This is a genomic window from Flavobacterium sp. CG_23.5, assembly GCF_017875765.1.
Lineage (GTDB): Bacteria > Bacteroidota > Bacteroidia > Flavobacteriales > Flavobacteriaceae > Flavobacterium.
Map to the genome: position 1 here is coordinate 3,112,261 of NZ_JAGGNA010000001.1, position 21,882 is coordinate 3,134,142.

At 33.5% G+C, this 21,882-nt stretch carries 22 protein-coding genes; 6 read left to right on the top strand and 16 right to left on the bottom strand.

What is annotated here, in order from left to right:
- Positions 1-5 precede the first annotated feature (5 nt).
- A complete protein-coding gene (locus tag H4V97_RS13450) occupies positions 6-851 on the top strand; it encodes a DUF2279 domain-containing protein (protein WP_196850609.1) in 846 nt (281 codons plus the stop codon).
- A gap of 97 nt (positions 852-948) precedes the next feature.
- Entirely contained in the window at positions 949-1,590 is a 642-nt protein-coding gene (locus H4V97_RS13455) for a peptidoglycan-binding protein LysM (protein WP_196850610.1), read from the top strand.
- 236 nt (positions 1,591-1,826) lie between these two features.
- Here H4V97_RS13455 and H4V97_RS13460 read toward each other — a convergent pair whose 3' ends face one another.
- The 12 genes from H4V97_RS13460 to dnaA form a co-directional block, all read right to left on the bottom strand.
- Positions 1,827-2,366 carry a hypothetical protein gene (locus tag H4V97_RS13460; protein WP_196850611.1) on the bottom strand — a complete coding sequence of 180 codons (540 nt, stop codon included), beginning with the start codon at positions 2,364-2,366 and terminating at the stop codon, positions 1,827-1,829.
- A gap of 329 nt (positions 2,367-2,695) precedes the next feature.
- On the bottom strand, positions 2,696-4,825 hold the full coding sequence (gene scpA / locus H4V97_RS13465; RefSeq protein WP_196850612.1) for a methylmalonyl-CoA mutase: 2,130 nt from the start codon (positions 4,823-4,825) through the stop codon (positions 2,696-2,698).
- 275 nt (positions 4,826-5,100) lie between these two features.
- Positions 5,101-5,358 carry a hypothetical protein gene (locus H4V97_RS13470; RefSeq protein ID WP_196850613.1) on the bottom strand — a complete coding sequence of 86 codons (258 nt, stop codon included), beginning with the start codon at positions 5,356-5,358 and terminating at the stop codon, positions 5,101-5,103.
- A 40-nt stretch (positions 5,359-5,398) separates the two neighbouring features.
- Positions 5,399-6,769 (bottom strand): methylmalonyl-CoA mutase subunit beta, encoded by a 1,371-nt coding sequence (locus tag H4V97_RS13475; protein WP_196850614.1) that lies wholly within the window; start codon positions 6,767-6,769, stop codon positions 5,399-5,401.
- Between the two features lie 26 nt (positions 6,770-6,795).
- Positions 6,796-7,122 carry an FtsB family cell division protein gene (locus H4V97_RS13480; protein ID WP_196850615.1) on the bottom strand — a complete coding sequence of 109 codons (327 nt, stop codon included), beginning with the start codon at positions 7,120-7,122 and terminating at the stop codon, positions 6,796-6,798.
- Positions 7,123-7,345: 223 nt separating this feature from the next.
- Complete coding sequence (gene udk, locus H4V97_RS13485) at positions 7,346-7,954, bottom strand: uridine kinase (protein ID WP_196850616.1); 609 nt, start codon at positions 7,952-7,954, stop codon at positions 7,346-7,348.
- Positions 7,955-8,194: 240 nt separating this feature from the next.
- On the bottom strand, positions 8,195-9,076 hold the full coding sequence (locus tag H4V97_RS13490) for an SDR family oxidoreductase (protein ID WP_196850617.1): 882 nt from the start codon (positions 9,074-9,076) through the stop codon (positions 8,195-8,197).
- A gap of 77 nt (positions 9,077-9,153) precedes the next feature.
- On the bottom strand, positions 9,154-10,284 hold the full coding sequence (locus H4V97_RS13495; RefSeq protein WP_196850618.1) for a methionine aminotransferase: 1,131 nt from the start codon (positions 10,282-10,284) through the stop codon (positions 9,154-9,156).
- 165 nt (positions 10,285-10,449) lie between these two features.
- Entirely contained in the window at positions 10,450-10,980 is a 531-nt protein-coding gene (locus H4V97_RS13500) for a hypothetical protein (protein ID WP_209549962.1), read from the bottom strand.
- Positions 10,981-11,495: 515 nt separating this feature from the next.
- Positions 11,496-12,218, bottom strand: coding sequence for an SAM-dependent methyltransferase (locus H4V97_RS13505; RefSeq protein ID WP_209549963.1), 723 nt, complete (start codon positions 12,216-12,218; stop codon positions 11,496-11,498).
- A gap of 109 nt (positions 12,219-12,327) precedes the next feature.
- Positions 12,328-12,795: a low molecular weight protein-tyrosine-phosphatase gene (locus tag H4V97_RS13510; protein WP_209549964.1), complete on the bottom strand. Its 468-nt coding sequence runs from the start codon at positions 12,793-12,795 to the stop codon at positions 12,328-12,330.
- A gap of 7 nt (positions 12,796-12,802) precedes the next feature.
- Complete coding sequence (dnaA, locus tag H4V97_RS13515) at positions 12,803-14,230, bottom strand: chromosomal replication initiator protein DnaA (RefSeq protein ID WP_209549965.1); 1,428 nt, start codon at positions 14,228-14,230, stop codon at positions 12,803-12,805.
- A 183-nt stretch (positions 14,231-14,413) separates the two neighbouring features.
- Between dnaA and H4V97_RS13520 the strand changes: the two genes are divergently transcribed.
- Positions 14,414-14,818, top strand: coding sequence for an acyl-CoA thioesterase (locus H4V97_RS13520; RefSeq protein WP_196850623.1), 405 nt, complete (start codon positions 14,414-14,416; stop codon positions 14,816-14,818).
- A gap of 30 nt (positions 14,819-14,848) precedes the next feature.
- On the opposite strand, the gene H4V97_RS13525 is transcribed toward H4V97_RS13520, so the two are convergent.
- From H4V97_RS13525 to ribD, 3 genes are read right to left on the bottom strand one after another with little or no spacing between them, the layout of a single operon-like run.
- Positions 14,849-15,478 (bottom strand): IMPACT family protein, encoded by a 630-nt coding sequence (locus tag H4V97_RS13525; protein ID WP_196850624.1) that lies wholly within the window; start codon positions 15,476-15,478, stop codon positions 14,849-14,851.
- A 14-nt stretch (positions 15,479-15,492) separates the two neighbouring features.
- Positions 15,493-16,095 (bottom strand): HAD family hydrolase, encoded by a 603-nt coding sequence (locus H4V97_RS13530; RefSeq protein WP_196850625.1) that lies wholly within the window; start codon positions 16,093-16,095, stop codon positions 15,493-15,495.
- Positions 16,088-17,131: a bifunctional diaminohydroxyphosphoribosylaminopyrimidine deaminase/5-amino-6-(5-phosphoribosylamino)uracil reductase RibD gene (gene ribD, locus H4V97_RS13535; protein ID WP_196850626.1), complete on the bottom strand. Its 1,044-nt coding sequence runs from the start codon at positions 17,129-17,131 to the stop codon at positions 16,088-16,090. The genes H4V97_RS13530 and ribD overlap by 8 nt, the downstream gene beginning before the upstream one ends.
- A gap of 117 nt (positions 17,132-17,248) precedes the next feature.
- Between ribD and H4V97_RS13540 the strand changes: the two genes are divergently transcribed.
- Entirely contained in the window at positions 17,249-17,734 is a 486-nt protein-coding gene (locus tag H4V97_RS13540; protein WP_196850627.1) for a GNAT family N-acetyltransferase, read from the top strand.
- 135 nt (positions 17,735-17,869) lie between these two features.
- Complete coding sequence (prmC, locus tag H4V97_RS13545) at positions 17,870-18,727, top strand: peptide chain release factor N(5)-glutamine methyltransferase (protein WP_196850628.1); 858 nt, start codon at positions 17,870-17,872, stop codon at positions 18,725-18,727.
- Between the two features lie 73 nt (positions 18,728-18,800).
- Here prmC and H4V97_RS13550 read toward each other — a convergent pair whose 3' ends face one another.
- Positions 18,801-20,045, bottom strand: a complete 1,245-nt coding sequence (locus tag H4V97_RS13550; protein ID WP_196850629.1) for an ABC transporter permease — start codon at positions 20,043-20,045, stop codon at positions 18,801-18,803.
- A 424-nt stretch (positions 20,046-20,469) separates the two neighbouring features.
- Here H4V97_RS13550 and hisS point away from each other — a divergent pair, with 424 nt between their 5' ends.
- On the top strand, positions 20,470-21,840 hold the full coding sequence (gene hisS, locus H4V97_RS13555) for a histidine--tRNA ligase (RefSeq protein WP_209549966.1): 1,371 nt from the start codon (positions 20,470-20,472) through the stop codon (positions 21,838-21,840).
- Positions 21,841-21,882 lie beyond the last annotated feature (42 nt).

The window sequence follows — 21,882 nt, forward strand, 5'->3', positions numbered from 1 at the left end:
ATAAAATGGAGAGTTTCCTGAAACCATCGGATTCTTTAAATAGTAAAAGGCAAAATACGGTAATCATTTCTGAAGCCGTATTGGCTTCAGGAGCTTTGGTAGGCTTAAACCAACTTTGGTATGCCGATTATCCAAAATCTAATTTTCATTTTATAAATGATAATTCCGAATGGCTTCAAATGGATAAAGCAGGACATTTATTTTCGGCCTATCATTTGGGGCGAGCTGGTGCAGAATTGTTGAATTGGAGCGGAGCCAGTAAAAAAAAGCAGCTGGTTTACGGAGCCGGTTTAGGATTTGTTTTCCTTACTGCTGTTGAGGTTTTTGACGGGTTTTCAGCGGAATGGGGCGCTTCTACAGGTGATATAATTGCTAATGCTTCCGGTACCGCTTTGTATGTTTCTCAAGAATTATTGTGGAAAGAACAACGGATAACCCCTAAATTTTCATTTCATACGACACAATACCCCAGTTATAGACCGGAAGTGTTAGGAAGTTCATTTACAGAACAAATTCTAAAAGATTATAATGGTCAAACCTATTGGCTTTCTGTCAATTTACATTCCTTTTCAAAGGGCTCAAAAATCCCAAAATGGTTAAATCTGGCTGTGGGTTATGGAGCAGAAGGAATGGTTACAGGAAATAAGGAAAATTACGCCCAAAATGTAACGTATAATCCACAGAGATTCAGACAGTTTTATCTCAGTTTGGACGCCGATTTGACTAAAATAAATACAAAATCCCATTTTTTAAAGACGGTTTTTTCTGTTTTAAATACAGTAAAAATTCCAGCGCCAACGATAGAAATCACGCACTTAAACGGAATTAAATGGCACTTAATCTATTTTTAGAATTATTTAACAGGCTGAAAATCAGTATAAATTAAATTGTTGTATCTTTGCCCGCAGAAATTTCTTAACGGGACAGCGTTTTGAAGAAAAACAATTTATGATAAAGAAATGGTATTTTTACTCAGGTTTGACGATTATTATAGCTTTTTTAAGCTCAGGGTTTAAACCTTTTAATTTAGAAACTACCCCATGGTTTTTAGTTCACGAAACAGACGGATCACCCTACTTATTTCCCTCTGAACAACAAAATGATTACACCAAATTGAATATCCCTTTTACCGGCAATTTCTTTATTGGTTTTAAAGAAGCAATCGGCTACAGAGAATCGGAAAGTAAATATAAAAAAGTTAATTCTCTGGGATACTTAGGTAAATATCAATTTGGTATAGAAACATTAAAATCTGTTGGAATACATAGTAGTTCCGCTTTTTTGAACAGTCCCGAAATGCAAGAAAAAGCATTTATAGCACTTTTAGCTCAAAATAAATGGGAATTGAAAAAAGAAATCGAGAAATATGAAGGTACTATTCTTAATGGAATTTATATCACGGAATCAGGAATTCTGGCTGCAGCGCACCTTGGAGGACCTGGAACAGTAAGAAGATTTTTTAAAAATAAAGGTAAAAGATCCTTTCGAGATGCTTATGGAACTTCAATACGAAGTTATATGAAAGCCTTTGGTGGCTACGACACTTCATTTATCGTAGCAGACAGTAATGCAACTATAAAAAGTATATAAATTATTACAAATTGTGTCTCTTGACGTACCGTTGTTTGGAAGCAAGTTTAAAATAGTACACTGATAACACAAGTAGTACTTATTAAGCAGATTTACACTGATTTTTAAGTTGATTTTAAAAATAAAAACCCAAATTTCACGAATTTGCACTAATTAATTTTTGCAAATCCGTGCAATTTGGGTTTAATATACTACTCAATTTTAAGTGTTCACGACAGGTTTTTCGTTCTGTCTTTTTATTTTATTAACATTGGTTTACTTGTTTTAACTATTTCCCCATTTGGTTTAACTACCAATTTAACTACGTCCTTGTCTTTTTTGATTTTTATATTATACTGTTTTTTGGTAACATCTCCTTTCTCTTGTGTGTAGAGAAATTTATCATTAACAATAGTCCATCCAGGATACGTTCTATAAACTGAGTAAATCACCTGATTGGGAAGTCTTACATTTTTGAATTCTTCTACAACACGAATCAATTTACCTTTATCATCATAAGTTGCAGCCAATGAACCATTTTTTGCCTTCATAATCACAAGATATTCTTCAGCTCCTTCGGCATCTTTACCAAGGTCATAAGCGATAAATTTTTCCTCGACAGACTTTACCCTTTGATCCGGGCTATTACTTGGTAAAAAAACAGAAAAATCTTTTCCTGCTCTTTTAATAACAACTTCGGGTAATTCTTCGATTTTAATTTTGCCAGTTTCTACTTGAGAATACAAAGAGGATGTTACTGCCAAAAAAGCTAAAATAATAGTAATAGATGTTTTCATAATATTCAGTTTTAAATTAATAATGTATTTTTTTTTATGAAATTAAAATAGTTGATATTTTATTTACTTTAAAATGTAATAAATTGTAAATCAATATTTTGACAAATATTTGTAAGAATCAAACATATTTTTATTAAGTAAATTTAGTTTTTTTATTAAGTAGTTTCTGTTAATATTTACTATAAATTATGTTAATATAAAAACTTTTTTGATGTTTTTTTTAATAGGAAAAATGAACGTCTTGTGTGTAAGAAATAAAAAAAACACCAATTATAAAATTGATGTTTTGTAACTATTATTTATCTCCTTATGAAAATGGCTTAAAATAATTATTCCATTCCTCCTATTAAAATTTCTAATATTTTTATCGCCGCCTCACTAATTTTTGTTCCAGGTCCAAAAACTGCAACTGCACCTGAGTCAAATAAAAACTGGTAATCCTGTGCAGGGATTACACCGCCAACAACCACCATAATATCTTCACGACCGTACTTTTTGAGTTCCTCAATTACTTGCGGAACCAGCGTTTTATGTCCTGCAGCAAGAGAGGAAACACCTAGAATATGTACGTCGTTTTCTATGGCTTGTTTAGCCGCTTCAGCCGGAGTTTGAAAAAGTGGGCCAATGTCAACATCAAAACCTACATCGGCATAACCAGTAGCGACAACTTTCGCTCCACGATCGTGTCCATCCTGTCCCATTTTGGCAATCATAATTCTTGGTCGACGGCCTTCTTTTTTAGCAAATTCATCTGCCATTTGTTTCGCTTTTTCAAAGCTTTTGTCGTCTTTTATTTCTTTGCTATACACGCCACTAAAGGATTTTATTTGTGCTTTGTATCTTCCAAAAACGGTTTCTAAGGCATCACTAATTTCGCCTAATGTAGTTCGGTTTCTTGCGGCATCAACAGCTAATTCCAGTAAATTTCCTTCACCAGTTTGAGCACAAAGAGTTAATTTTTTAAGTGAATTTTGTACTTTTTCGGTGTCCCGCGTTGTTTTAATTCGATCTAATTGTTCCAGTTGTTGCTTTCGTACCATTTGGTTGTCAACATCAAGAATTTGCAAGGGATCCTCTTTCTCTAATCGGTATTTATTGATACCTACGATAATATCTTGACTGCTGTCTATTCTTGCTTGTTTTCTTGCTGCAGCTTCTTCGATACGAATTTTTGGAATTCCTGTTTCAATGGCTTTGGTCATTCCTCCCAATTCCTCTACTTCTTGGATGAGTTCCCATGCGTTTTCGGCAATTTCATTTGTCAGACTTTCCACATAATAGCTTCCGGCCCAAGGATCAACTGTTTTGGTAATCTTAGTTTCTTCCTGCAAAAATATCTGGGTATTTCTGGCAATTCTGGCAGAAAAATCAGTTGGTAAGGCAATAGCTTCATCCAGTGCATTGGTATGCAACGATTGTGTCCCTCCAAAAGCTGCCGCCGAAGCTTCAATACAGGTTCGAGCCACATTGTTAAAAGGATCTTGCTCCGTTAAACTCCAACCAGAAGTTTGACAGTGTGTTCGCAATGCTAATGATTTGTCATCTTTTGGATTAAATTGTTTTACCAGTTTTGCCCAAATCATTCTTCCCGCACGCATTTTGGCAATTTCCATAAAATGGTTCATACCAATCGCCCAGAAAAACGATAGGCGAGGAGCAAACTCGTCGATTTTCATTCCTGTGGCAAGTCCAGTTCTAATGTATTCCAATCCATCGGCAAGTGTGTATGCCAGCTCAATATCAGCGGTAGCTCCCGCTTCCTGCATGTGGTAACCCGATATTGAAATGGAATTGAATTTCGGCATTTTTTTGCTGGTAAATTCAAAAATATCAGCAATGATTTTCATCGAAGGTGTTGGAGGATAGATATAGGTGTTACGCACCATAAACTCTTTCAAAATATCATTTTGTATCGTTCCGGAAAGTTGTTCTGGTTTTACGCCTTGTTCTTCGGCAGCGACAATATAAAAAGCCATGATTGGTAAAACCGCTCCGTTCATAGTCATAGAAACGGACATTTCATCTAAAGGGATTTGGTCGAATAATACTTTCATATCCTCAACCGAGTCAATTGCGACTCCCGCTTTCCCCACATCGCCCACTACACGTTCGTGATCTGAATCATATCCGCGATGCGTAGGTAAGTCAAAAGCGATTGATAATCCTTTTTGTCCTGCTGCAAGATTTCGTCTGTAAAAAGCATTGCTTTCTTCAGCTGTTGAAAATCCAGCGTACTGTCTCACTGTCCATGGTCTGCGCACATACATCGTTGCGTAAGGTCCGCGTAAATTTGGCGCAAAGCCAGCACCGAAATCAAGATGTTTAATATCTTTGATATCCTCGTCTGAGTACGTTTGTTTAAGTTCGATATTTTCAGCGGTTAAAAAGCTTTTTTCTTCTAACTTAGGACTTCTACCTTCAGACTTTTCTAATTCTATATGTTGAATGCTTTTTCTCAATGTTATTTTGTATAAATCTAATTAAACAATTTTATTTATTTCGCTGTTTCTTGAAGTATGAAAAACAGCCTTAATCTGAATTAATTTATCATCTACACTAAAATGTATTAAATAAGGAAATTTTTCTAATAGGATAACTCTATTATTATCTAATTTAAAATAATAATGGATTTGACTTAATTATTTTGAAACTTTCTTTAAACGAATTTTTAAATCGTTCTCCAAGTTTAGGATGAATGTCTTTATATCCCTCAAAACTTTTTTTAAAGTCTAATCTAGCTTCCGCTAAAATTATCATCTGATAATTCACTGTCGATTTCTTTTAAAAAATCATCAATATCTTGGGCCGAGGAAGGATCGTCCAAATATCTTTGGGTTCTTTCTCTTACTTCATCAATTTGCCATTGCGGAATTTCATACCCATTTGATTTAGGCAAAATAATTACTTCCACTTCCTCAGCTGAAAAATCAGCGGGCAAGGTGATGGTTATTTTGTGATTTATAACTGTAACAATTTGTCTAATCGCTTCCATAATTATTATTATTTATATTCAAATAAACCAAAAAAGAGATCTAGTTTTCTTCTCCTTTTAACCTTTCCTGTTCCAATTTTTCGGCTAAACGTTTTTCGATTATTGGTGTAATCAATGTTTTTCTAGGATTTTGTTTTACAAAAGGAAATAATTCTAAATCGTGTTTCATTCTATCGTCTTTGTTGGGATATTTATTGGTTCCCAATAAAATTTCTTTTCCTGTATCAAATAATTCTTGTTCTTTGTCTGCGCTTTCTTGGATTTTTCTTTTAATGATTCCGTCGTTGAGTTGTTTTAAGAAACCGCCGTTAGCCTCGATGTCTTTGAATAAAGCTAAAGATTTTTCGGCTAATTGATTGGTAATATTTTCTATGTAGTAACTTCCATCGGCCGGATTATTGACTTTGGCAAAGTAACTTTCATGCTTGAGAACCAACAACTGATTTCTCGCTATTCTATCACCAAATTCATTGTCTTTATGATACAATGCATCATAAGGTAAATTAGCAATAGCATCAGCCCCGCCAAGAATTGCCGACATGCATTCCGTTGTAGTTCGCAACATATTCACATTATAATCGTACAATGTTTTGTTGCGTTTTGTCGGCGAAACTATAATGTTACAATCAAGATTGTGGTCGTATTCTTTTGCAATTAGATTAAAAAGCAAACGTAAAGCTCGCAGTTTTGCAATTTCGAAAAAGTAATTTGTTCCTACAGCAACTTCGAAAACAATAGGCTGATTTATGGTTGTAATCTTGTTGAAATATTCATTGGCATGCGCTAAACTATAAGCGATTTGCTGTACCATGTTAGCTCCTGCATTTTGATATAATGCTGAATTAATACTTAGTAAAGAAGTTGATGTTGCTTCTTTCGAAAGTAAATTGAGCGTTTCAAAATTATTCTTTTCTTTAGTAACGAACCAGTTTCCGTCTTTGGCCAATTGCCCGATTGGGTCTAGGTTGATGAAAATTGTCGCGTTCTTTTCCTTTGCAATTGTTTCAATTTTTTTCACGAAATCGATTGAAATAAAGGCCAAATTAAAGTAAACTGTTACTTCTTCCAAGGGTAGTTTCGCTAATAATTTTTCGACATCAATAGTATCCTTTTCTATGGTAAAACGCAGACTTTCTGCACCACGATTTATAGAATCTAAGGCTCTTTCTACGGATTTTTCTACATCATAAACAAAAATGTTCTGACATATTTTAAATTCGGTTGCTTTCGTTACAACTGGATAAACTTTCGTGAATTCATCTTTGTGATAAAATGGTTTTACCTTTATGTCTTCTGGGGAATTCCAAATTAGAGTTTCATTATAATCGGCTCCATTGAGTTCAAATTGGATTTTCTGTTTCCATTGTTTGGAAGAAAGGGGATTGAAATCATCGAAAAGGGAATTAGCCATTTTGGTAGTTGATTTTAATAATTTTATTATTTATTTTTTTCAATCGTGTCACCTTCGAATTCGATGATATAAATATCTTCACTATCTTTTTTCATATAGTATTTTTCTCGGGCATATTTTTCTATTTGTTCAGAATTTTTTAATTGTTTAATATTCTCTTGGTCTTTTTTTATTTCTTCTTGATAATATTCTTTATTGTCTTGAAGTTCATCAATTTGTTTATCCAAAAAACGGTGATCGAAATACGAATAGTTATCAAGGAAAATCATCCAAGTAGAAAAAAATAACAAGACCCAAACATACTTGTTACTCAAAAATTTAAACCAAGGTTTGCCTTTATACGGATTTGTCATTTATAATATTTTTTAGCCCTGATTACTGCACTTAACTTTTATTTTCATCGGAGTTCTGTGAACTCCTTTTGAATTGGAAATCTTATATTGACTCGTCTTTGCTAGGAAAAAAAATAATAATAATGTCTTTACGACGAGACAGGAAATAGATCCTAATTCCTCTTTTCATCGGAATGACATCATGGTATTATGTTTTCTAATTTTGCAATAAAATTACAATAAATTATAGAATTTTTTGATTTATTACGGCACGAACTACGTCTATGGCAACGGTATTATATTTGTCGTTTGGTATGATGATATCGGCAAATGCTTTTGTAGGCTCAATAAATTGCTCATGCATTGGTTTTAGTGTTGATTGGTACCGATTTAAAACTTCATTCATATCGCGACCACGTTCCGCAATATCACGTTTTAAACGGCGAATTAAACGCTCATCAGAATCGGCATGAACATAAACTTTAATGTCAAAAAGTTCTCTCAATTCAGCATTTGCCAAAATTAAAATCCCTTCCACAATCATTACTTTTCTTGGATGCGTGAAAATGGTGTCGTCTGTTCTATTGTGCGTTACAAAAGAATAAACAGGTTGGTGAATATTTCTTTCGGCTTTCAATTCCTTAAGATGTGCAACCAATAATTCGAAATCAATGGCGCGTGGATGATCAAAATTTATTAGCGCTCTTTCATCAAATGACAACCCATGATTTTCTTTATAGTAAGAATCTTGCGAAATAATACCTACTTCCGTTTCTGGTAATTCATTCATAATCTGATGAACTACTGTTGTTTTCCCACTTCCTGTTCCGCCTGCAATTCCTATAATGAGCATAAATGTTTTGTTATGTTTTTGTCCTGCAAAAATAGGAATTTAATTGGGAGTGAATTTTGTTTTGGGAGAAATATTTGCTAATTTAATATACTTATTGCGTTATTAGTAAATCTCGATTTTAGGTGTCTTTCTTTCGTGTTATTCTTGTTATTTCAATTATTCTGTGAAATTTAAATAAATATTTAAAAAAAGGAGAGCCAAAAAACGGCTCTCCTTTTTACATTTATAATATTCGATTTTCTATTTATTCTTTTTTGCTTTAATCATCATTTCTAACTGATCCCAAAGTTCCTCAGGAATTGCTTCGAGGATGTTGAATTGTCCTGCTCCTTTCAACCATTCGCCACCATCGATAACAATGACTTCGCCATTTACATAAGCAGAGAAATCAGAAACTAAATAAGCGGCTAAATTGGCTAATTCTTGATGATCTCCCACACGTTTCAAAGGCACTTTTTTTGCCATATCAAATTTTTCGGCTAAATCGCCAGGCAATAATCTATCCCAAGCGCCTTTGGTAGGAAAAGGTCCAGGAGCTATTGCATTAGAACGAATTCCGTATTTTGCCCATTCTACGGCAAGACTTCGCGTCATAGCCAGAACTCCTGCTTTTGCAGTTGCACTGGGTACTACATAAGCGGATCCTGTCCAAGCATAAGTAGTTACAATATTTAAAATGGTAGAAGATTTTTGCTTGGTATCAATCCAATGTTTTCCAAATGCAAGAGTACAGTTTTTAGACCCTTTTAAGACAATGTCAATTACAGTATCAAACGCATTAGCAGACAATCGCTCCGTTGGTGAAATAAAATTTCCTGCAGCATTGTTAAGTAACACATCTACTTTTCCAAAAGCTTTTAATACTTCTTGCAGCATGTTTTCCACTTCTTCGTAATGACGCACATCACATTGTAGGGGCAAACAAGTTCCGCCAGTTTCGGTTTCCAGTTCTGAAGCAGTATTCTTTAATTTCTCTAAATCTCTTGAAGTGATGGCAACTTGTGCGCCTAATTCCATGAAATATTTAGTCATTGCTTTACCTAAACCGCTACCACCGCCGGTTACAACTATCACTTTTCCTTTTAAGGCGTCATCGCGTAACATTTTATCTGTATAATTCATAGTGTTTTATAATTTGATTCGTAAATATAATAAAATTAAATAGTATGCATGCATATAAAAAAATAGTAAATATCAGGCTATTTGATTGCGCACAATCGTTTCGCGGCTGCCTCTAGCGTATCATTGTCTTTGGCGAAGCAAAACCGAATTAGTTTAAGATCTTTACCATTTGCATAAAAAGTAGAAATAGGTATAGCTGCAACTCCATGTTCAGTTATCAACCATTTGCAAAAATCAACGTCATTTTTATCAGAAATAGAGGCATAGGATGCAACTTGAAAATAGGTTCCTTCGCAAGGCATGAGTTCAAATTGACTCTCTTTTAATAATTGTCTAAAGTAGTTCCGTTTTTCCTGATAGAAGTTTCCTATTTCATTGACGGAAACTAAATCTAGATACTCGCTGATGGCAACTTGACAAATGCTATTTACACTAAAAACCAAAAATTGATGTACTTTTTTGATTTCTTTCATCAAATATTCGGGAGCTATTAAATAACCTACTTTCCACCCCGTAACATGAAAGGATTTTCCAAATGAGGAAATCATCACACATCGATTGAGCAATTTTTCCCGCGTATTTGCAGAAATATGTTTTTCTTCAAAAGTGATGTATTCATAGACTTCGTCTGAAAGAATAATGATATTTGGATACTTTTCTAAGAGTGATTCTAAAATTTCAAAATCTGCTTGAGTTAAAATCTTCCCTGTCGGATTATGAGGATTATTTATAATAATCATTTTGGTATTAGTACTGCAAGCGCTCTCGATTGAATTCCAGTTTGGCGTATAGTCATCGTTTAAAGATACACGAACCGGATTCGCATTGCAAAGTAATACAGGAGCTTCGTAGCAATCATAACTTGGGTCCAAAATGATTACTTCATCATTTGTTTCTACCAAGGCTGTGATTGTTGTAAAAATTGCTTGAGTAGCGCCAGCGGTAACTAGGATTTCAGTGTCAGGTTGAACTGCTCTTCCGTATGAATTCTTGATCAGTAGAGCGATTTTCAACAATAACGGCGGATAGCCTGACATCGGCAGGTATTGGTGTACATTTTCTTTGGCAAGTTGAGCCACAATATCCGTTAATCTTTCATCGACTGGAAAGTTTGGAAAACCTTGTGAAAGATTTATGGCGTTGAATTCGCTTGCCATTTTTGACATTACCGTAAAGATGCTAGTCCCAATATTTGGAAGTTTACTCATGAAAATCACATTTATTATTGTTTATAAATGTACTCGTTTTATAATTATCTTGATTCGTTTTTGCAAAAATTGAAGTTCATTTATTCCTGTGGAGAAAAAAAGGCTTTTTAAGATTCCATAAAAAAAAAGCTACCCGAAGGCAGCTTGTAATTAAAATTAATTTTATTATTTATCTTTGGTAATAACTCCATCGGCATTAACAATTAATTTTCGAATTTCTTTATCTTTTTTAATTCGAATAGTATATTCTTTTTTAAGAACATCGCCTTCTTTTTGAGAATATAAATATTTGTCATTTACAATTTGCCAGCCCGGATACGCTTTGTATATTGAATAAATCACACTACTTGGAAGTTTTACATCTTTATAATTTTCAATAACTCGTGTTAATTTTCCATTTTCATTATAGGTCGCATTCAAAGAGCCGTCTTTGGTTTCCATAATCACCAAGTACTCCTCATATCCTTCATAATCTTTTCCAACATCATAGGCAATAAATTTATCTTCTAGATTTCTTACTTTTAAATCAGCGTTTCGATCAGGTAAATATACTGAAAAATCCTTTCCCGCTTTTTTGATGACAACTGCGGGTAATTCTTCCATTCTCATATTCCCATTAACAGTATCTTTTGTAACCTGAGAATAGGAATGAGGAACCAGACTTAATAAAAACAAAATAACAATAATTGATTTCATGATTTTTAGATTTAAATTAGTTATTTCTGAAGAATTTTAATGATTAATTAATTGTAGCAAGGCTTATTTTTTTCTTCCCCTTTTGGTTTTTATAAATTATTTTAAATCACTATAATTCAGAGTTTTAATTATTTATTTTTTTGAATTTTGATATCAAAAAATGATAGGCACAAGTAAAATTAACACTTTTTTTAGAGTTTTACGGTTAATATTTTCTATAATTATTGTTAATATAATCGTAGATTTTCTGTTATTTATTAATCAGAAAATCCATCTTTATTTAAATAAAATAGGTGGTTTTTTAGGTAAAAAGAAAAAAAATAATCCTTATAATTATAGTTCTTAAGGGAACATGTTATGCTTTTAAAAAGAATAAAAAGCTCCAAAAAAAGCAATTCATTAATTCATAAAACAGCTGTAGTTTTTGTTTTTGAATCAAATATTTTTAGACCAACTAATAATTCCTTTAGTATAGAATTTTAGTTTATGTCTTTTAATAATGGAAATCGAGAACTTTACATTTTATGAATAATAAAAATAGTAGGACGATTGTGTAAATCAACCGTAACTTTTTTCCAATCAGAAGCTCTCATCGTTTTGATGTACTCTGTAGGTAAAGTAATATCTGTTGCGATACAAAGATGAGTTGCAGGGTTTATAGCTTGTAAAATATCTTCCAACATTTTATTGTTTCGATACGGAGTTTCAATAAAAATTTGGGATTGGTTCTTGTCTTGAGAAAGCTTCTCTAAATTTTTAAGAGCGGTTTTCTTTTCGCTTTTTTCAATTGGCAAATATCCATTGAACGTAAAACTTTGACCATTCATACCAGAAGCCATCATCGCTAAAAGTATCGAAGAAGGTCCTACCAGAGGAATGACTTGAATTCCTTTTTCATGAGCCAATTTCACAATTACTGCACCCGGATCAGCTACTCCAGGACACCCAGCTTCGCTCATTAATCCAACATTTTTTCCTTCAAGTAAAGGCTTTATAAAGTCTAAATGTTCCTTGGTTTCGGTATGTTTGTTTAACACAAAAAGGATAAGTTCAGATTGTTTTTTTTCTGGACTTACACCTTTAATAGACTTACGAGCTGTCTTTTCGTTCTCAACAATATAATAATCTATAAAATCAATACTTCTTTTTACGGTTTGCGGTAAAACATCCATCGGGTCGCAATCACCCATGGTCGTAGGGATTAAATAAAGTTTTCCTAAAAGTGCAGTTGGTTTCATAAGTAGGTTATTTTATTTCTAAAATGAATAATGTGAGATTAATTTTTCTATGAAAATGCGCTAATAATCAGATTGTGACATTAGTTTTTTTTTAAAATTAAATCAAAGTTTATTGGTGTTTGACTATTAGTTTTTTGGCAATGACATCGCAAGCTTCATCAAGCATATTGTAAACTATTTGAAATCCATTTGGCAAACCAAAGTATGGATCCGGAACATCTACATTTTCGTTTGGAAATAGCTCATTCAATATAAGCTTGACTTTGTCTTTTTGTTCGTTATTTTCTGCAAGTTCCAGTACATCTTGGTAATTAGTATGGTCCATCACATAGATATAGTCAAAAGAATCGAAATCAGATTTGCTAAATTGTCTGCCTTTCTGATGGGAAATAAATACCCTGTTTTTTTTTGCAACAGCGATGGAACGTTCGTCAGGCGCATGACCAATATGCCACGAACCTGTTCCTGCCGAATCTACAGTGAATTTGTTTTTTGGAAGTTTTGAAGCTAATATGCCTTCGGCCAAAGGTGACCGACAAATATTTCCTAAACAGACCATTAAAATTTTTATGGGCATGATGCTTTTATAACGTTAATTTGATATTAATGTCATCAACAAACTTTTTAAACTGTTTGTCAGTAGCAACTAAATTGTCAACAGTTTTACAAGCATGTAATACCGTAGCATGATCGCGATCGCCTATTTGAGAACCAATATTCGCTAAAGACGCTTTGGTGAATTTTTTAGCAAAAAACATAGCTAATTGTCTTGCTTGAACTACATGTCTTTTTCTAGTTTTTGATTGCAATGTTTCTAAATCCAATTGAAAATAATCAGACACAATTTTTTGAATGTAATCAATAGAAATTTCTCGTTTTACATTTTTAACAAATTTTTCAACGACACTTTTCGCAAGTTCCAGCGTAACTTCTTTTTTATTAAATGACGATTGCGCAATCAAGGAAATGATAGCTCCTTCTAGTTCTCGAACATTAGATTTAATATTACGAGCCACATATTCAATAATTTCTTCAGGGATTTCTACACCATCTCTGTATAATATATTTTTCAAGATAGAAATTCTGGTTTCATAATCAGGTTGGTGCAATTCAGCGGACAATCCCCATTTGAAACGAGATAATAACCGTTGTTCGATATCTTGCATATCAACAGGAGCCTTGTCTGATGTCAAGATTACCTGTTTTCCGTTTTGATGCAAATAGTTGAATATATGAAAAAATACATCTTGAGTCCCTGATTTTCCAGAAAGGAATTGAACATCATCAATGATTAAAACATCAATTAACTGGTAGAAATGAATGAAATCATTTCTGTTATTTTTCTTTACGGAATCAATATATTGTTGAGTGAAAATTTCAGCAGAAATGTATAAAACTGTTTTTTCAGGATATTTGTCTTTTATTTCAACTCCAATAGCATGCGCTAAATGTGTTTTCCCCAGACCAACACCGCCAAAAATCAATAATGGATTAAATGAAGTTCCTCCAGGCTTATTGGCCACAGCCATACCGGCAGAACGAGCTAATCTATTTGAATCCCCTTCTAAAAAATTATCAAAACTATAATTCGCGTTCAACTGGGATTCGATTTTCAAATTTCGAATTCCGGGAATTACAAATGGGTTTTTTAATTCAGGATTTAAGTTCTTAAATGGAGCATCAACTTCTTGAGGCTTCATAGGTACTCTATTGGCACTTGGCAATTGTTCCGTGAAAGGTTGTTTGTTGCCGTAAGTGTTTTCCATTCTGATTTTATAGAGTAACTTTGCGTTTTTTCCAAGTTCTTTGGTAAGTGCCACTTTTAACAATTTCACATAGTGTTCTTCTAACCATTCGTAGAAAAATTTACTTGGAACTTGAATATATAATGCGTTATCGGTAAGTTCAACTGACTTGATTGGTTCGAACCAAGTTTTATAGGCTTGATCTTGGATGTTGTCTTTAATAAAAGACAAACAGTTTTCCCATACTGATTGAGCAGTTTTGTTCATATATTCTGTTAATTATATTTAATTGGTAATTATTGTCCTACCAAAAAAATAGTAAGTTTTGTCTTTTTTTCGGGGTAACAAATATGTGAACAAATTTCTGTAAAAAAAAATAATTTAGGTGGTAATTTTTTAAATTATTGTTGTAAGGAACTTTTTATATTTTAAATTTTTAATAAATAATTAATGAAAGATCATCAAATTCAAGTTAGGGTGCGTTACTCTGAGACAGACCAAATGGGTGTTGTTTATCATGGGAATTATATTCCTTATTTTGAGATAGGAAGAGTCGAATGGCTTAGAGACAAAGGGATTTCTTATAAAAGTATGGAAGAAAGTGGTATTGCGCTTCCTATCGTTTCCATGAATATAAATTATAAAAAATCGGCGCGATATGATGAGCTACTTACTGTGCACACCGTTTTTAAAAGTCAGAGCTCTGTGAAGATAGAATTTGATTGTACGATTTATAATGAATCAGATGAGTTATTAACAACTGCCCAATTTATTTTAGTTTTTGTGTCCATAAAAACAGGTCGTCCAACCGCTCCACCGCACTATATTTTGGAATTGTTAAAAACAATGGAATAAAATAATAAAAAAGTAATTTTTATAGAGAAATTATTTTTTTTTAATATCAATTTCAAACATTGAATTAAAAATGTCGAAGATTTTTTCGGCATTTTTTTTTCGTGTTTTTATCTCGATTTTACCAATTGGAAGACCTGAAACTTCATTTATTTCCATTTCTTGAGTAACAATTTCCAGCTTCTTTTCCTTAATTACTCGCATCACTTTATTCATATTTTTATAATCAAAAGAGATCAAAAAATGTAGATCAATTGTTTTTTCAACTATTTCGCAAGTCTCAAGAATTATTTGTGCTGTAGTTTTATAAGCTGAAATCAATCCACCTACACCCAGTTTTACGCCTCCAAAAATCCGAACCACTACAATCAATACATTAGTAATAGAAAAGGACTGAATTTGACCATAAATAGGCATTCCAGCGCTGTTGCTTGGTTCTCCATCATCATTAGCTCTGTAAGTTATCGAATCAGTACCAATTTGATAGGCATAACAAAAATGTCCTGCATTAGGATGCTGCTTTCGTAAACTGTCGATAATGGGTTTTACTTGGTCTTCCGATTGAATTGGGAAAGCATAACCAAAAAATTTGCTGTTTTTTTCTTTGAATAGTACTTCTTCTGGTGAAAATTCAATGGTATTGTAGGTGTCTTTAAATTCCAAAAGCGGATTATTTTCTAAATTATTTTTTTGTCAAATAAATCAACGATATCTTCTTTACCAACTATTAAATTCCAAACTTCTAATCCCAATGCATGTGCAGCGTCGGTATTTTCTTTTTTGTCATCTATGAATAAGGTCCTTTTTGGTGACAATTCATGGTTGTTTATTAGGTGATTGAAAACTTCAGGACCTGGTTTTCTCATTCCAATTTCAAATGAAAAATATACTTTTTCAAAACATTGATAAAAATCACTGTAAAATGAAACTCCTACTTTTTTTTCGAAAGTTTCGATATGAATGGAATCGGTGTTACTCAATAAAAATAATCGGTATTTTTTTGATAGCATTTGAATAAATTCCAATCGATACAGTGGAAAGTCAAGAAGAATAGCATTCCAAGCAGCTAAAATTTCTTTAATACTTGCATTTGGAATGTGTTTTTGAATCCCGAAAAGGAAATTTTCTCGCGAGATTTTCCCTGTTTCAAATTGAATATTTAAATGATCTAAATCGTCATTCCACTCTGTCAATCCTAGTTTTTTTAGACCGTCCATAGTGGATTTTTTATCTAAATTGATAAAAATATCTCCAAAATCAAAAATTATAGTATTAATCATGGTTTCTAGATAGTATTAATTCATCGTCGCCAATCGTAGATTTGTCGAACGATTTTTTAGCAATTATTGGTGCTTCAATTCCTTCTTTTAATTGGATATTTCCAACAAAAATGCGGGCTTCGTCCCAAAGGTTGGCATCAATAAAAGTCTGTAACGTTTGTCTGCCTCCTTCAATAATTACGGATTGAATTTGATGCTGGTGAAGTGTTTTGACTATTTGTGCAGCTATATTTTGTTCGAAATCAATTACTTCAAAGATAATATTTTCTTTTTCAACTGCAGGCTTTAATTTCGAAAATACGATTGTTTTGATCTGACAGTTAAAGATGTGACAGTCATTGGAAATGCGGTTGTTTTGGTCCAGAACCACCCGAACAGGATTTTTTCCCGTCCAATCTCTTACATCTAATTTTGGATTATCGTCAATAACGGTTTGGGTTCCCACAAGAATGGCTTGTTCTTCACTTCTCCATTTATGGACCAATTGTCTCGAATAAACGTTGGTAATCCAAACTGGTTTTTTTTCTAATTTTTCTAAAGGAGCGATGAAGCCATCTTTACTTTCGGCCCATTTCAAAATAATGTAGGGTCTTTTCTTGTTGTGAAAAGTAAAATAGCGTTTGTTCAGCTCATTGCATTCGGCTTCAAGAATGCCAACTGTAACATTTATTCCGGCTTCAATTAATTTTTTGATGCCATTTCCGGACACTTTCTCATTTGGGTCAAAAGTTCCAATTACCACATTTGGGATTTCATTTTTTACAATCAAATCGCAACAAGGAGGTGTTTTTCCAAAATGACTGCAGGGTTCTAAACTCACATAAATAGTCGCTTTTTTTAACAACGATTTGTCTTTGACCGAATTTATGGCATTTACTTCGGCATGCGGTTCTCCTGATTTTTTATGCCAGCCTTCGCCAATGATTTTATTTTCATAAACAATTACACTTCCTACCATAGGATTGGGATAGGTTGTTCCCAATCCGTTTTTGGCTAATTCAATGCAACGAGCTATATATTTTTCATGTATTTTCACCTTACAAAAGTAGTTATTTTTGAGTTTAGCCTTGAAACTTCCCGATTTGTTTTAAAACTTTCGAAAATTACAATAAACAATTTCTATTTTTGCGAGTAAAATAAGTAGTGTCAAAAAATGGAAAATTACAGCATTAGAAAAATTAAAAAAGAAGACAATAGTTCAGTTGCAGCATTGATAAGAGCCGTTTTTGACGAATTGAATATTCCAAAAGTTGGAACCGCTTATGAAGATCCATATTTGGATTTGATGTTTGAGGAGTACAACAAACCAAAATCGGTTTATTACGTCGTTGAAAAAGAAGGCAGAATTATCGGTTCAGCCGGAGTGGCGCCGCTAGAAAACGAAGCCGAAACGATTTGTGAATTGCAGAAAATGTACTTTCTGCCAGAAACACGTGGGTTGGGAATTGGAAGCCAAATGATGGCAAAATGTTTGCAAAGTGCTAAGGATTTTGGTTTCGAAAAATGTTATCTGGAAACGATGCCTTTTATGCATGATGCTCAGAAACTTTACAAAAAAGTAGGCTTTGAATACATTTGTTCACCTATGGGAAGCACAGGTCATACCTCATGTCCGGTTTGGATGTTGAAAGATTTATAAAAACTTTAAAATTCGTTGATCAACATTCCTTGTTCAAACTTTAATTTTTTAAATGTTGAATATTCAATTTTGAGTAGCGAATTTCCAATCAAAAAACTGAATATTCAATTTGGAACAAATAATAGTATAAAACCAATGAAAATAAAAGAATATAGAAATCATTTCATTGAAGAACTCACTCCAATTTATGATGCTGGAGAAGCGGAAAGTTTCTTTTATTTGATTCTGGAAGAAAAGCACCAATTGAAAAGAATTGATTTGGCTTTACATCCTGATTTAGATTTTTCTGACGAAGAAATTAGTATTTGGAATTTAATTTTGGAACAATTAAAACAAGAAATTCCGATTCAGTATCTTTTAGGAAAAACGAGCTTTTATGGGTTGGATTTTGAAGTCAATCCAGCCGTTTTAATTCCAAGACCAGAAACCGAGGAATTGGTGGATTGGATTATTAGTTCAAATTTAAAGATTGAAAAATTTAAAGATTTAAAAATTCTTGACATCGGAACCGGTAGCGGTTGTATTGCAATTTCATTGGCAAAAAATATCCCGAATGCACAAGTTTATGCGATTGATGTTTCTGAAAAAGCTTTAGCTACGGCCAATAAAAATGCAGAAAATAATTCCGTCAATGTTACTTTTATCAATCAAAACATTCTTGAAACCGAAGATTTACTGCAACAATTTGACATTATAGTTTCTAATCCTCCTTATGTTCGAAATTTAGAAAAAGAGGAAATCAAGAAAAACGTTTTGGACAATGAACCGCATTTGGCGCTTTTTGTGGAAGACAATGATGCCTTAATTTTTTATAAAAAAATAGCAGAAATGGCTCAAAAAAACCTGTCAGAAAACGGACACTTATATTTCGAAATCAATCAATATTTAGGTGCGGAAATGATCGACTTACTTGAAAAAATGAATTTTAAAAACATCGAATTGCGAAAAGATATTTATGGGAATGATAGGATGATTAAGGGAAGTGTTCAGTAATCAGTATTCGGTTTCAAATCTGCTAACTGAATACTGACCATTTTTTTATTCCCCCTTCGGGGGTTAGGGAGCTTTACTCGTATCTCAAGGCCTCAATCGGGTCCAATACCGCCGCTTTTATAGCAGGATATAAACCAGAAACGATAGCGACTATGAAACTGGTTATAAAGGCTGCCATAATTGCTCCCCATGGAATTATAAAGTCAAAATTCATGGCGGTTGCAATACCAAAACCAATCAAAATTCCAAAAATAATACCTGCCAAACCGCCTAACTGACCAATTAGTAAAGTTTCAATGAAAAATTGGACGGCAATTGTGGTTTTTTTGGCGCCCAATGCTTTACGAACGCCTATTTCTCGCGTGCGCTCCGTTACGGAAACGATCATGATATTCATCAAAGCAATAGAAGATCCCAATACCGTGATTATCCCAATAAGCCAAGAGGCAAGACCAAGATATTTTGTAATTCCCAAAATTTTGTTGATTAGGTCATCACTGCGAACGACTCCAAAGTTATTGTCTTTCACCGGACTTAATTTACGAACCCTGCGCATCGTGCTTGTTGCGTTATCGATGGCTTGGTCCAACAATTCTTTTTTGGAAACCATCACGCTCATCGTATAATTAATGTTCGGTGCCGTGAATAAAGAACGTGCGACTTGAATAGGAATTAAAACTCGTAGATCTTGTTTGTTGCCAAAGGTGGCGCCTTTTTCTTTTAATACGCCAATAACTCTAAATCGGGCTCCTCTAATCGATATGATTTTGTCGATTGGATTGACGTCTTTGAGTAAACTTTTTTCAAAATCAGAACCTACAATACATACATAAGCATTATTTTGAATGTCAAATCCAGTAAAATTTCTTCCTGAACTTGTTTCTAAACCTGAATTGGTATAAAAAAATTCATCAACTCCCACGATTTTATTTTCGGGATCGGTTTTGACTGCCCCGTATTTTACTTCGGCTGTTGATGTTGCAGTAAAGGAAAGTGAAGTTTCGGTAAAAGGATACTTGAATTTGTTTTTAAAAGCTACTGCTTCGGGATAGGAAATGATTGGATTTATGATTTTTCGTTCCTCACCACCTTGTCTTCGAGCTGTATTTTCGTACTGATTGATATTAAAAGTGTTTGCTCCCATGGAAGCAAAATCAGTTGAAATGGTATTTTCTAAAGCGGCAACAACCGTCAGAATTCCAACTAATGCGGTGATTCCAATAGCGATTATCAAGACAGTAAGAATGGTTCTTAACAACTGTGTTTTGATGGATCCTAAGGCAATCCGAATATTTTCTTTGAATAATTTAAACATCATGGTAGTTTGACACGAAAATACAATTTTTGTTACAAATTTTCTTTTTTAAAAACCTAATTTATTTTTGGGAGCTATTTCCAGCTTTCGCTACAAACGAAGTTCACTGAACTCAAATATAAATATAGAATACGTGAAGTAATCAAGCACTGAAAATAATTTATTTTCAATTGTCAAAAAGGAGCTTCCTTTGGTCGCTCTTTTCGCCAAGAAAATAATATTATTTTTAGCGCTTAATTTCCACTCTAATCTGGGCTAGGGCTTCGGAAAATAAAATGCGAATTTTTTTAGAAAGAATTATTTTAAAAAGTAAGATATTTGCAGATAGAATTATGATTTGGTTCTTCGAATGCGTTCAGGATGACAACTGTTTTTTTGGCCAACGATTAAATCCTGAATCCTGAATCTAAAATCTTAAATAAAAAAAATGGCATCAAAACCCAGCATTCCAAAAGGAACAAGAGATTTTTCACCATCTGAGGTGGCAAAACGTCAATATATAATTCAGATTATAAAAAGTAATTTCGAGAAATTTGGTTTCCAACCAATAGAAACTCCTTCATTCGAAAACTCCGAAACCTTGATGGGAAAATATGGAGAAGAAGGCGATCGATTGATTTTCAAAATATTAAATTCCGGAGATTATTTGGCGAAAGCCAATGAAACTCATTTGGAAAATAAAGACAGTACCAAATTGACGTCAAGTATTTCAGAAAAAGCGTTGCGTTATGACTTAACGGTTCCGTTTGCTCGTTACGTAGTACAACACCAAAACGAAATCGAATTCCCATTCAAACGCTATCAGATACAACCCGTTTGGCGAGCGGACAGACCTCAAAAAGGACGTTTCAGAGAATTTTTTCAATGTGATGCCGATGTGGTAGGATCAAAATCGTTGTGGCAAGAAGTAGAATTGGTTCAATTATATGATACTGTTTTTACCGCTTTGGGTTTAAATGGCGTAACCATCAAAATCAACAACAGAAAAATATTGTCTGGAATTGCTGAGGTTATTGGAGCATCAGAAAAATTAATAGATTTCACAGTTGCGTTGGATAAACTCGATAAAATAGGCGAGGACGGTGTGAAAAAAGAAATGATTGAGAAAGGAATTTCAGAAGAAGCAATAGTAAAAGTGCAGCCCTTATTTAATTTCACGGGAACCATTTCGGAGAAAATTGAAAAACTTTCTGACTTACTTTCGACTTCCGAAGAAGGAATGAAAGGAGTGGAAGAATTGCGTTTTATTTGTGAAAACGTAATGAAATTAGGATTGAATAATTCCATGTTGGATTTAGATGTAACGCTGGCAAGAGGATTGAATTATTATACAGGAGCTATTTTTGAAGTGGCTCCGCCCAAATCAGTTGCAATGGGTTCCATTGGTGGTGGAGGTCGATACGATGATTTGACAGGAATTTTTGGATTGAAAAATATGAGTGGTGTGGGAATTTCATTTGGATTAGACCGAATTTATTTGGTTATCGAAGAATTGAATTTATTTCCTGAAACCGTAACGGAAACGTCTAGAGCATTATTTATTAACTATGGAGATGCGGAAGCTTTTTATGCTTTACAAGCGATACAAAAATTGAGATCTTCGGGTATTAAAGTAGAATTGTATCCAGATAATACAAAGGTGGCCAAACAGTTTCAACACGCGGACAAGCGTGGGATTCCTTTTGCAGTTATTATTGGAGAACAGGAAATGGCTTCCAATTCGTATTCTCTTAAAAATTTAGTTAGCGGTGAACAGGTTTTACTTGATTTCGAAAGTTTAAAAGCCGCACTGTTGTAAACCTGATTTTAATACATAAAAAAAAGCTTCGTTTTGGATAAA